This window comes from Rhodanobacter sp. FDAARGOS 1247 (genome assembly GCF_016889805.1).
Taxonomy (GTDB): Bacteria; Pseudomonadota; Gammaproteobacteria; order Xanthomonadales; family Rhodanobacteraceae; genus Rhodanobacter.
This window is the reverse complement of the sequence record NZ_CP069535.1, coordinates 2,035,429-2,048,372: the sequence shown is the minus strand read 5'-3', so window position 1 is coordinate 2,048,372 and position 12,944 is coordinate 2,035,429. Positions and strand designations below refer to the sequence as shown.

Annotated in this window: 7 protein-coding genes; 5 read left to right on the top strand and 2 right to left on the bottom strand. The window is 65.6% G+C overall.

The window, feature by feature from the left end:
- Positions 1–214 precede the first annotated feature (214 nt).
- From acnD to I6J77_RS09245, 5 genes are all read left to right on the top strand, one after another.
- Positions 215–2,809 (top strand): Fe/S-dependent 2-methylisocitrate dehydratase AcnD, encoded by a 2,595-nt coding sequence (gene acnD / locus I6J77_RS09265; protein ID WP_204108768.1) that lies wholly within the window; start codon positions 215–217, stop codon positions 2,807–2,809.
- A 105-nt stretch (positions 2,810–2,914) separates the two neighbouring features.
- On the top strand, positions 2,915–4,099 hold the full coding sequence (gene prpF / locus I6J77_RS09260) for a 2-methylaconitate cis-trans isomerase PrpF (protein WP_204108767.1): 1,185 nt from the start codon (positions 2,915–2,917) through the stop codon (positions 4,097–4,099).
- 137 nt (positions 4,100–4,236) lie between these two features.
- Positions 4,237–5,688, top strand: a complete 1,452-nt coding sequence (locus I6J77_RS09255; protein ID WP_056764799.1) for a bifunctional 2-methylcitrate dehydratase/aconitate hydratase — start codon at positions 4,237–4,239, stop codon at positions 5,686–5,688.
- Between the two features lie 311 nt (positions 5,689–5,999).
- Positions 6,000–7,118 (top strand): OmpA family protein, encoded by a 1,119-nt coding sequence (locus tag I6J77_RS09250; protein ID WP_056717591.1) that lies wholly within the window; start codon positions 6,000–6,002, stop codon positions 7,116–7,118.
- Positions 7,119–7,238: 120 nt separating this feature from the next.
- On the top strand, positions 7,239–8,012 hold the full coding sequence (locus I6J77_RS09245; protein WP_204108766.1) for a pseudouridine synthase: 774 nt from the start codon (positions 7,239–7,241) through the stop codon (positions 8,010–8,012).
- A gap of 28 nt (positions 8,013–8,040) precedes the next feature.
- On the opposite strand, the gene kbl is transcribed toward I6J77_RS09245, so the two are convergent.
- Together kbl and I6J77_RS09235 are read right to left on the bottom strand one after the other, a co-directional pair.
- On the bottom strand, positions 8,041–9,240 hold the full coding sequence (gene kbl / locus I6J77_RS09240; RefSeq protein WP_204108765.1) for a glycine C-acetyltransferase: 1,200 nt from the start codon (positions 9,238–9,240) through the stop codon (positions 8,041–8,043).
- A gap of 80 nt (positions 9,241–9,320) precedes the next feature.
- A complete protein-coding gene (locus I6J77_RS09235; RefSeq protein WP_343230138.1) occupies positions 9,321–12,881 on the bottom strand; it encodes a DUF748 domain-containing protein in 3,561 nt (1,186 codons plus the stop codon).
- Positions 12,882–12,944: the final 63 nt, after the last annotated feature.

Below are 12,944 nucleotides of genomic sequence, written 5' to 3'. Positions count from 1 at the left end.
TGTCCGAGCATTGTCGATGCCGTCGCGCACACCAGTCAAGCCAAGCTCTTAAGGAAAATGCCTGCTCCCGCTACAATCTGTCGTCCAATGATCTAGTTCTCCCGCTTTGCCCCCATGACCGGTTTGCCATGAACAGCCGTTGTCGGGCGGGAGCGCAGACAACGCATCGACCTGCGTTCAACCGGGTATTTATCTCCAGGGTTCCCCAGCATTCATGAATACTGTCTATCGCCAATCCCTTTCCGGCACGTCGCTGGACTATTTCGATGCGCGCGCCGCCGTGGAGGCGATCCAGCCGGGCGCCTATGACGCGCTGCCCTATACCTCGCGCGTGTTCGCCGAGAACCTGGTGCGTCGTTGCGATCCGGCGATTCTCGTCGAATCGCTGAAGCAGATCATCGAGCGCAAGCGCGAGCGTGATTTTCCGTGGTTCCCGGCGCGTGTGGTGTGCCATGACATCCTTGGCCAGACGGCGCTGGTGGACCTGGCCGGTCTGCGCGACGCGATTGCCGAACGCGGCGGCGACCCGGCCAAGGTGAATCCGGTGGTGCCGGTGCAGTTGATCGTCGATCACTCGCTGGCGGTGGAGTGCGGCGGCTTCGACCCGAACGCGTTCACGAAGAACCGCGCGATCGAGGATCGCCGCAACGAAGACCGCTTCCACTTCATCGACTGGACCAAGCAGGCGTTCGAAAACGTCGACGTGATTCCGCCAGGCAATGGCATCATGCACCAGATCAACCTGGAGAAGATGTCGCCGGTGGTGCAGGTACAGGACGGTGTGGCTTATCCGGACACCTGCGTGGGCACCGACAGCCACACGCCGCACGTGGACGCGCTGGGCGTGATCGCCGTCGGCGTCGGCGGCCTGGAAGCCGAGAGCGTGATGCTTGGCCGCGCCTCGTGGATGCGCCTGCCCGACATCGTGGGCGTGGAGCTCACCGGCAAGCGCCGGCCCGGCATTACCGCCACCGACATCGTGCTTGAGCTCACCGAATTCCTGCGCAAGCAGAAGGTGGTCGGCGCGTACCTGGAATTCCGCGGTGAAGGCGCCGCCAGCCTTACCCTGGGCGATCGCGCGACGATCTCCAACATGGCACCCGAGTACGGTGCCACCGCGGCGATGTTCTTCATCGACGGGCAGACCCTCGACTACCTGCGCCTCACCGGCCGCAGCGACGAGCAGGTCCGGCTGGTGGAAACCTACGCCAGGGCTGCGGGCCTGTGGGCCGACACGCTGCTGCATGCCCAGTACGAGCGCACGCTGACGTTCGACCTGTCCTCCGTGGTGCGCAACATGGCTGGCCCGTCCAACCCGCACAAGCGCCTGCCGACATCGGATCTCGCCGCGCGCGGCATCGCTGCCGAGTGGGAAGAACAACCGGGCCAGATGCCCGATGGCGCGGTGATCATTGCCGCCATCACCAGCTGCACCAACACCAGCAACCCGCGCAACGTGATCGCGGCTGCGCTGCTGGCGCGCAACGCCAATGCGCGCGGACTCACGCGCAAGCCCTGGGTGAAGAGCTCGCTGGCACCGGGTTCCAAGGCGGTGCAGTTGTACCTGGAAGAAGCGAACCTGCTGCCCGAGCTGGAGAAGCTCGGCTTCGGCATCGTCGCGTTCGCGTGCACCACCTGCAACGGCATGTCCGGCGTGCTCGATCCGGCGATCCAGCAGGAGATCATCGATCGCGATCTTTACGCGACTGCCGTGCTGTCGGGCAACCGCAACTTCGATGGTCGCATCCACCCGTATGCCAAGCAGGCCTTCCTGGCTTCGCCGCCGCTGGTGGTCGCGTACGCCATCGCCGGCACCATCCGTTTCGATATAGAGAAGGACGTGCTCGGTCTGGACGCCAACGGCCAGCCGGTGACGCTGAAAGACATCTGGCCCACGGATGAAGAGATCGACGCGATCGTCTCCTCCAGCGTGAAGCCGGAGCAGTTCCGCAAGGTCTACGAGCCGATGTTCGCGCGCACCGGCCACGCCGGCACCCGCGCCGCGCCGTTGTACGACTGGCGCCCGCAGAGCACCTACATCCGTTGCCCGCCGTACTGGGAGGGCGCCCTTGCGGGTGAGCGCACGCTCACTGGCATGCGTCCGCTGGCGGTGCTTGGCGACAACATCACCACCGATCACCTGTCGCCGTCGAACGCGATCATGCGTAACAGCGCTGCGGGCGAATACCTCGCAAGGATGGGCCTGCCGGAAGAGGACTTCAATTCGTACGCGACCCATCGCGGCGACCACCTGACCGCGCAGCGCGCCACTTTCGCCAATCCCACGCTGATGAATGAAATGGCGGTGTTCGATGGCGAAGTGAAGAAGGGTTCGCTGGCCCGCGTGGAGCCGGAAGGCGAGGTCATGCGCATGTGGGAGGCGATCGAAACCTACATGGAGCGCAAGCAGCCGCTGATCATCATCGCCGGCGCCGACTACGGTCAGGGCTCGTCGCGTGACTGGGCGGCGAAGGGCGTGCGCCTGGCGGGCGTGGAGGCGATCGCGGCTGAAGGCTTCGAGCGGATCCATCGCACCAACCTGATCGGCATGGGAGTGCTGCCACTGGAGTTCCAGCCGGGCACCAATCGCAAGACGCTGGGCATCGATGGCACCGAAACCTTTGACGTCGTCGGCGTACGCAGCCCCTTGGCGGAGCTGGTTCTGGTCATCCACCGCAAGCATGGTGAACGCGTCGAGGTGCCGGTGATCTGCCGCCTGGACACCGCCGAGGAAGTGCTGATCTACGAAGCGGGCGGTGTGCTGCAACGCTTCGCGCAGGACTTCATCGAGGCTTCGCAGGCGGCCTGACCGCGCGTTGTTCCGCGGGTGATGCCACGAGGCATCGCCATGCGGTTGGCGGTTGCGCCTGCATGATTTGCCGGCGCGGCACAGTCACCACAGGATCACAGATACATGGCACAGCTCCCCCAGCTCCGCATTCCCGCCACCTACCTGCGCGGCGGCACCAGCAAGGGCGTGTTCTTCCGCTTGCAGGACCTGCCCGAGACCGCGCAGGTACCGGGCGCCGCGCGCGATGCGCTGCTGCAGCGCGTGATCGGCAGCCCCGATCCCTACGGCAAGCAGATCGACGGCATGGGCGGCGCCACCTCCAGCACCAGCAAGGCGGTGATCGTCTCCAGCAGCACCCGGCCGGATCACGACGTGGATTACCTGTTCGGCCAGGTGGCGATCGACAAGGCCTTCGTCGACTGGAGCGGCAACTGTGGCAACCTCTCGGCGGCGGTCGGTCCGTTCGCCATCGCGGGCGGCCTGGTGGATCCCGCGCGCGTTCCGCGCGACGGCATCGCCACCGTGCGCATCTGGCAGGCCAACATCGGCAAGACCATCATCGCCCATGTGCCGATGACCGACGGCGCGGTGCAGGAAACCGGCGACTTCGAGCTGGACGGCGTGACGTTCCCTGCCGCCGAAGTGCAGTTGGAATTTCTGGATCCGGCAGCTGAGGAAGACGGCGCTGGCGGGGCCATGTTTCCCACCGGTCATCTCGTGGACGACCTGGAAGTGCCGGGTGTCGGTACGCTCAAGGCGACCATGATCAACGCCGGCATTCCCACGATTTTTGTGCAGGCCGACGCGATCGGCTACACCGGCACGGAGCTGCAGGAGGCCGTCAATGGCGACGCCACGGCTCTGGCGATGTTCGAGGCCATTCGCGCACATGGCGCGCTGCGCATGGGGCTGATCAAGTCACTCGACGAGATCGCCACGCGGCAGCACACGCCCAAGGTCGCATTTGTCGCCAGGCCGGCCGACTACGTCGCATCGAGCGGCAAGCCCGTCAAGGCGGATGACATCGACCTGCTCGTGCGCGCGATGTCGATGGGCAAGCTGCACCACGCCATGATGGGTACGGCGGCGGTGGCTATCGGTACCGCCGCGGCCATTCCGGGCACGCTGGTGAACATTGCGGCAGGCGGTGGTGAGCGACAGGCCGTGCGCTTTGGTCATCCGTCGGGCACCTTGCGCGTGGGTGCGGAGGCAACGCTGGTTGATGGTGCATGGACCGTCACCAAGGCGATCATGAGCCGAAGCGCGCGCGTGCTGATGGAAGGCTGGGTGCGCGCGCCCGCAGGGTGATTCCGCGCAGAGCGGGGCAGTTTCCCCTTCGGTGCCACCACATGCTCAGGTGGCTTCTGACAAGATAGGCGTCAAGCGACAAGGATGGTTCATCCCGAGCAATGACGGCTTTCCTGCCGTCAGGAGACCAAGCACTCATGAGTACGCACGACATCCGCTCCGCCAAGCGCCCAGATCCCGACCAGCCGATGGTCGACGTCGCCAACTATGTCGTCGACTACAAGATCGACTCTGCCGAAGCGTACGACACCGCGCGCTACATGCTGCTGGACTCGCTGGCCACGGCGATGATGGCGATGAAGTTCCCCGAGTGCGTGAAGCATCTCGGGCCGTTGGTGCCGGGCGCCATCTTGCCGGGTGGTGCGCGCGTCCCGGGGACCCACCATGAGCTTGACCCGGCACAGGCGGCGTTTGCGATCGGCACGCAGATCCGCTGGCTGGATTTCAATGACACCTGGCTGGCGGCGGAGTGGGGGCATCCTTCGGACAATCTCGGCGCGATCCTCGCCGTGGCGGACTACCTGAGCCGCAAGGCCGAGCGTGAAGGCGGACGGCCACTGACCGTGCGCGATGTCTTGGGTTACGCGATCAAGGCCCATGAGATCCAGGGCTGCTACGCGCTGCTGAACAGTTTCAACCAGGTTGGCCTGGACCACGTGATTCTGGTGCGGCTGGCGTCGACCGCCGTGGCCACCGCCATGCTTGGCGGGAGCAGGGAGCAAGTCACAACGGCCTTGTCGCACAGCTGGATCGACAACGGCGCGCTGCGTACCTATCGCCATGCGCCGAACACGGGTCCGCGCAAGAGCTGGGCTGCCGGTGACGCGTGCCGTCGCGCGGTGACCCACGCCATCAATGCGGTCTACCGCGGCGTGGCGGGCTATCCGTCGGCGCTGTCGGCGAAGACCTGGGGCTTCTACGACGTGGCATTTGGCGGAAAACCGTTCGAGTTCGAGCGTCCGTTCGGCAGCTACGTGATGGAAAACGTGCTGTTCAAGATCAGCTATCCGGCCGAATTCCACGCGCAGACAGCGGTGGAGTGCGCCATGCAGCTGCATTCGCAGGTGGCGGGTCGGATCGACCAGATTGAAAGGATCGCCATCGAGACCCAGGAAGCCGGTTGTCGCATCATCGACAAGACCGGTCCGCTGGCGAATTACGCCGATCGCGATCATTGCATCCAGTACATGGTGGCGGTGCCGCTGATCCACGGTCGACTGGTGGCCAGTGATTACAACGACGACGTCGCCGCCGATCCGCGCATCGATGCGTTGCGCGAGAAGATGACAGTCGTCGAAAACCCCCAATTCACCCGGGACTACTTCGATCCGGCCAGGCGTTATATCGGCAATTCGGTCCAGGTGTTCTTCAAGGACGGCAGCAGCACGGAAAAGGTTTCGATCGATTACCCCATCGGTCATCGCAAGCGTCGCGCCGAGGGCATACCGGTGCTTCTGCAGAAGTTCGAAGCCGCGATGCAGGGCCACATGCCCGCCCACAAGGTCAAGGCCATCATGGCGGCAACCCGGGACCCCGCGCAGCTGGATGCGATGCCTCTGCATCACTTCCTGGAGCTCTTCACGTTGTAAAGACGACGTGAGTGGAAAATTAACGCAGGGTCGGGCGCCGGGATGGGCATTTCTTCGTCCCTGCGTTTCCATGTTCCAGCCAATGCCATATTCCGTTCAAATCCGACTTTCCTGAATGAAACCTCACCGGTAGTTGTTCTGAATAGTGTTAATTCGATCACGGCTTAACGCTTTTGCTACAATCCCCGCCGCTTGTCGCATAAACGCCAAGCAGGGGCTTTAAAAGCTCTGAGTGACGTAGTTCAGTCTGATGCGGGACTTCCGGTCAGGGTTGAACGGACGCGAAATTCTAATAATTGAGGAGACACCTGATGAAACGTAAGGGCTTGTATTTTCTGATCGCGCTGGCCCTGGGCGGCGTAGGTGCCGTTCATGCTCAGGACGCAGCCGCTCCGGCCGACACCGCCAGCTCGATGACCTCGCCGTCCTACGACGGTCGCTGGTACATCGCCCCCACGGTCGGCGGTTACTACAACGATACCGACCGCAACACCAACAGCCGTCAGATCTACTACGGTCTGGGCGTTGGTCGTTTCATTTCGTCGAACACCTCGATCGACATCTTCGTCGATCGCACCAAGCGTGACGCTGACGGTGGCGGCAGCTGGTCCAACAACAGCGTGGGCGCCGCTGTGCGCTTCTACGCGGGCGACTGGAACGCCTGGCGTCCGTACCTGCTGGCTGGCGTGATGGGCAGCAACCATCACGGCGTGCATGGCAGTGGCTGGTCCCCGGCTGCCGAGCTGGGCGGCGGTCTGTCCAAGACCATCGACGACAGCTCCGACTTCCGCGTGGAAGCCGGCTACCGTTATGACTGGGACAACGACAGCCAGCCGACCATGGACGGCTACGGTGACTGGTTCCTGGGCTTCAGCATCGTTTCGCGCTTCGGCGCCCCGGCTGCCGCTCCGGCTGCTCCGGTCGCCGCCACTCCGCCCCCGGCTGACTGCTCGACGATGGACAGCGACAGCGATGGCGTGAACGACTGCGAAGACAAGTGCCCGGCCACCGCCGCCGGCACGATTGTCGGCCCTGATGGTTGCGCGCAGAAGGTCGTGATCGACCTGCGTGGCGTTAACTTCAAGTTCGACCGCCCGAAGAAGGGTGAGACGGACATCTCCAAGTCGCTGGCCGAGCCGAGCGCTGACTCCATCGCGGTGCTGAACCAGGCCGTCGATACCCTGCAGCGTTACCCGCAGGTCAAGGTGACGGTGGCCGGTTACACCGACTCGAAGGGTACCGACGAGTACAACCAGAGCCTGTCCGAGCGTCGCGCCTCGATCGTCTACAACTACCTGACCAGCCACGGCATCGATGCCAGCCGTCTGGAAGGCCCGATCGGTCACGGCGAAAGCAACCCGATCGGTGACAACGAGACCGATGCGGGTCGCGCGCAGAACCGTCGTACGGAACTGCAGGTTCAGCAGTAATCGAACCGCGGTAAATCAGCAAGGAAAAACCCGGCTTCGGCCGGGTTTTTTTTGCCTGCCGGCCCCGAACGGGCGCGAGTCGGGTTGGCGCACCACGGCGCAGCCTTATACGCTAGCGCGATGCCCCGTCCCCCTTCTTTCCGTCGTGCATCCGCAGCGACTCCATCCGCGCAGTCGCCGCGGCATGGTCTGGCTCGTGTGCTGTCCAAACTGGGTGCCTGTTCGCGCAGCCAGGCCGAGCAGTGGATTCGCGCCGGTCGGGTCAGCGTGGATGGCCACGTGGTTCGCGATCCCTATCAGCCCACCCTGATCGACCGGCATCGTCTGGCGGTCGATGGCCAGCCGGTGCAGCGAAGTGAAAGCGTCTACGTGGCTTTCAACAAACCGCGCGGCATCGTGGTCAGTGCGGCCGACGAACATGGCAGGGCGACGGTCTATACCGCCCTGGCCGCAGCCGGTTTGCCGTGGCTGGGGCCGGTCGGTCGTCTGGACAAGGCCAGCGAAGGCTTGCTGCTGCTGAGCAACGACACGACCTGGGCCGCGGGCATCACCGACCCGGCGACGCATCTGGAGAAGACCTACCACGTGCAGGTGGCCGGTCAACCCGACGCCTCCGTGCTGCAGGCGATGCTGGCCGGCGTCGACGATGCGGGTGATCGGCTGAAGGCGCGCAAGGCCGCGCTTCTGCGCCTGGGCGACAAGAATGCGTGGCTGGAAGTGGTGCTGGACGAAGGACGCAACCGGCATATCCGCCGGTTGCTGGCTGCCCTGGGTTTCGACGTCCTGAGACTGATCCGGGTGGCGATTGGCCCACTTGCCCTGGGCGAGTTGGCGAAAGGCCAGTGGCGGCGACTCGACCAAGACGAAGTGCGAGCCCTCGTCACGAAGTCATAGGGCCGCCCGCGGCCTGCGCCGGAAGCGATCAGCCGGCGATCACGCCCAGCTTTCGTCCCACCCTGGTGAACGCGGCAATCGCCCGGTCGAGGTGCTCGCGGGTATGCGCCGCGCTCATCTGCGTGCGGATGCGCGCCTGGCCCTGCGGCACAACAGGGTAGAAAAAACCGGTGACGTAGATGCCTTCCTCCAGCAAGGCCGTGGCCATCGCCTGGGCCTTCGGTGCGTCGTAGATCATCACCGGCACGATCGGGTGCACGCCGGGCTTGATGTCGAAGCCCGCCGCGGTCATCTGCTCGCGGAAGTAGCGGGTGTTCTCCTTGAGCTGCTCGCGCAGGTCGCCGGCGCTGGCCAGCATGTCGAATACCTTGATCGCGGCGGCGACCACGTGCGGCGGCAGCGAGTTGGAAAACAGGTAGGGACGCGAGCGCTGGCGCAGCAGCTCGATCACTTCCTTGCGGCCGGTGGTGAAGCCGCCCAGAGCGCCACCCAGCGCCTTGCCCAGGGTGCCGGTGAAGATGTCGATCCTGTCCATCACGCCGTTGACCTCGGCCGCGCCGCGGCCGGTGTCGCCGAGGAAGCCGGTGCAATGGCATTCGTCGATGTGCACCATGGCGTTGTACTTCGCTGCCAGTGCGGTGATCTGGTCGAGCTTGGCGATGAAGCCGTCCATCGAGAACGAGCCGTCGGTGGTGATCAGCTTGGTGCGCGCGCCGGCCGCGTCGGCCGCCTGCAGTTGCTTCTCCAGGTCGGCCATGTCGCTGTTGGCGTAGCGGAAGCGCTTGGCCTTGCACAGGCGGATGCCGTCGATGATCGAGGCATGGTTGAGCGCATCGGAGATCACCGCGTCTTCCTCGCCCAGCAGCGGCTCGAACAGGCCGCCGTTGGCGTCGAAGCAGGCGGCGTAGAGGATGGTGTCCTCGGTGCCGAAGAACGCGGCGATCTTCGCTTCCAGCTGCTTGTGCAGGTCCTGCGTGCCGCAGATGAAACGCACGCTGGCCATGCCGAAGCCGTGCGTGTCCAGCGCGTCCTTGGCGGCCTGGATCACCTCGGGATGGTCGGCCAGTCCCAGGTAGTTGTTGGCGCAGAAGTTCAGCACCCTGCGGCCGCCTTCCAGCTCGATCTCGGCGGATTGCGGCGAGGTGATGATGCGCTCGGCCTTGAACAGGCCTTGTTCGCGGATGGCGTCGAGTTCGCTGGCGTAGCGCGCCTTGGCTGAGTAGCTCATGGGGAATTCCGGGCGTTGGACAAAGCGCCATTGTAGGACGCCAGTCGATCGCTGCGCATGCGGTCGTGCTGCGCGGGCGATCAGTGCAGGCCGAAATCCGCGCGCGTGCTCTTGCCCTTGTCATTGATGCCCGAGGCGTCGAGCCTGGGCGGCTTGATCGCGATCCGCTTGTCGTCCAGCTTGCCATGCAGCCACTCCTGCACGGCGGCGGCGCGGCGCTCGGCCAGCGCGCGCATCGCGGCGGCGTCCGTGTTCACGTGGGTTTCCAGCAGGCTGCGCATCTCCTCCGGCTCCAGCGACTTGCTGAGGCCGAGGACGTTCTTGGGTTTCTCGAAGTCGGCGTGCCGGTAAGCGCGCCGCAGATAGCGCTCGTGTTCATCCGGTGTCACCGTCACCTCGGCCAGCGTCGCTGCCGAGGCGTCCGCGGCGATCTTGTCGCCTGATTCCTTGGCCAGCTTCTCGCGGCGGATCTGGTCATCCACGGTGACCTTGCGCAAGCCGGCTTCGTCCAGCGACGGATCCACCCGGCCGCTGATGTCCAGGGTGAGCGCGGGCTTGCGGTTGAGCATCTGCACGATCTGTCCGAGGCGGTCCTTGGCGGGGCCATCCAGCACCGCCGAGCCAGGGGCGAACTCGACATGGCCGAGATCCTCGTGGCCACCGCCGAACGCGGAGGCGAGCAGGCGGAACGGCGCGGTGGCGGCCTTGGCGATGAGGTTGCCGAACGCGCGCATGATCATGCCGCCGAGGCTGAACTGCGGATCGTCCAGCGAGCCGGACACCGGCACGTTCACGTCGATGTTGCCCTCGGTATCCTTCAGCAGGGCCACCGCCAGCTTCACCGGCAGGTGCGACACGCCGGGGCTGTTCGAGCGCTCGCCGAAGGTCAGCTGGGTGATGAAGAGGTGGTTGTCTGCATTGAGCTTGCCCTGGTCCAGCAGGTAGTGCACGTCGGCGGTCAGCCGGCCCTTGCTGATGGGGTAGCCGGTGTACTTGCCGGAGTAGGCGCTGAGCCGGGTCAGCTCGACGTCGGTCGCCTTGCCCTTGATGTCGAGGAAGGCCACCGGCAGCAGCGGGTTGATGCTGCCGCTGATGTCCACCGGCGAGGCATCGTCCAGTTTCGCCTGCGCCACGAGTTCGGCGGGCGGCTCGCCGGCGGTGGTGCCGAACGCGCCGATCCTGCCGCTGAGGCTGGTGAGGTTGGCGGTGTAGTTCGGCTTGATGAAGTTGTCGGTGTAGTTGAGCTGGCCATTGGCCAGGGTGACCTCGCCGATGCGGATGTCGGCGGCGGGCGCCGTGGATGCGCTGGACACCGGTTGCGGCGCCGCCGGCGTGGTGTTCGCGGCGCGGGTCACCGATACCGGCGCCTGTTCGCCGTTGGCGATCACGTCGGACAGGTTCAGGCGTCCGTTGCTGTTGACGATGACGCGCGCGTAGAACGCGTCCAGCACCAGCGCGCCCAGATGCACGCGCGGCGTGCCGCTGCCGTAGCGCAGGTCGATGCGCGAGCCGCGCAGCGAACGCCAGCGCATGAAGTCGTCGCCGGTGACCTTGTCCTGCATGCGCACGCGCTCGAACGCGGCGTCGCCCGCGTAGTCGAAGCGCGGCTCGGACCGGCGGCCGTCGTAATGCAGCTTGCCGTCGCTGCTGACACGGGCGCTGGTGACATCCACGTTCAGTGGCACGCTGGCGTAAGGCACGAAACCGGCGATGTCCAGTCGTTTGGTGGTCAGCTGCAGGTCGGCGACCGCGGGCAGTGGCTGCAGCGTGCCGGTGGTGGCGAAGCTGCCCTTGCCGATACGGCCTTCCAGCTTGACCCGGCGTGGCTGGTCGAGCTTGTCGCTGAGCGCTTCGACATTGCCGTTGAGTGCCTCGATGAGCAGCGATGTCGGCCTGGCACCAGCGATGCTGCGATCGGTGAGGCGCAGTGAACCCTGTTCGACGCCAAGATGGGCGATGCTCCAGCGCCAGGCCGGACCTTCGTCACCGCTGGCAGGTACGGGGTGCTTGTCGGCAAACAGGCTGGTCAGGTTGATCCGGTCGTCGCGTTCGCGCACGGCGTCGACCTGCAGACCGTTCGCCGTGACCTTGCCCAGTTGTGCGTTGCGGGTGGCCAGATCGAGCCGGGTGATGCCGGCATCCAGTTGGCGCCACGCCACCGGTGCAGCCAGCCCCCTGGCCTGCGGCTCCAGCGCGAAGTCGCTGATGCCGAGTTGGGCCGGTTCGATATGCAGGTTGAATGCCTTGCCCCAGTCCAGTCGCAGCTGGCCGCTGGCGTCGAGCTTGCCTTTCGCGATGCGCGCCGCCGTGGCGGATGCGGCCAGCGCCTGCAGCGGCACGAGCGACACCTGTTTCAGTTCGAGTGCACCGGCATAGTGGCTGGCGGCGAGGTCGACATCGCCACGCGCGCTGAGACTGCCGCCGGCGAGCTGGCTGGCCAGGTCGAGTTTGGCGGACGGCCCGGCGAGTGTGCTCAGGCCGAGCAGGCTGCCGTGCAGCTGGGTCAGCTGCAGCTTGGCCTGGCTGGCGTCGGCGTAGGTGAGTGCGCTGTCCTGCAGCGTGAGCGCGCTGATGCGCAGGTCGGTCGGCGGCGCCTTGTCATCGATCTTGCTGTCATCGTTCCTGGCCGCGGGCGGCATCAGCGTGTCGAAGTTGCTATGGCCGCCGGCACGCTGGGTGTAGAACAACGCGGCGCGTTCCAGCTGCATCGCGCCGAGGTGGTAGCGCGAGGCCAGCGGTTGCACGTCGGTCAGTTCGATGTTGCCGTGTCCCAACCTGGCGATGGGCTCGCCGCGGCTGCTGTCGAGCGCGAAATCATCCAGTTGCAGGTTGCCGGTGAGCTGCAGCTGCGGCGTCGGCTGCGTCTGCACGAAGTGCAGTGACAGCCTGCCACTGAGCAGGCCCTTGGGAATCGTCACCGGCATCGCCGCCGGTACGTAGCCCAGGTAGCGCGGCAGGTCGAGCCGGTCGAGCTGAAAGCCGATGGTCGACTCGCGGTTGCTGGCGAACGGCTTGGTCTGGCCGTCGATGCGCAGCGGGCTGCCGTCCACCGTCATGGCCAGCAGCGGCTGCACGAAGATGTCGGTGGAGCTGGGCAGGTTGGCCAGGAACGGGATGCCCAGTTCGAGCTTCTCGATGCGGTGCCGTGCGCCCAGCAGGCGGTCGTCGAAGCGGATGTCGCCGCCGTGGACGCTGATGTTGGAGAGCGAGAAACGCGCCGGCTTGCTGTCCGGCGGTGCCGGCTTCGCGATGAAGCGCTCGACCAGGTCGCTGAAGTTGAACCGCTGGTCCTTGCCTCGCGTGATGGCGATCCGCGGCTGATCGAGTCGCAGTTCGTCCAGCACCGGGGCCAGCCGGAACAGCGAGCTCCACGAGGCGTTGAGCGTGAGCTGGTCGATGTCGACGAAGGGCGTCTGGCCGTCCGCCTCGGGCAGGTGCAGCTGGCCGACCCGCAGGTTCAGCGTGAACGGATTGAAGCGCACCTGCCCGAGACTCAGCGGCCGCCCCAGCATCTCCGCGGAGTGGTTCTGCAGGTAGTTGCGCAGCAGTGGCGGAGCGGCAAGGAAGCCGAGCAGGGCGTAGACCAGCAGCACGGACGCGAGGATGCCGGCGATACGGCGGGCGCGGGACGATTGACCCAACTGCCGGGCACGCGTTCGTGCGGAACCCCAGGCTGCACGCAAGGAGACGCGCAGCCGCGACAA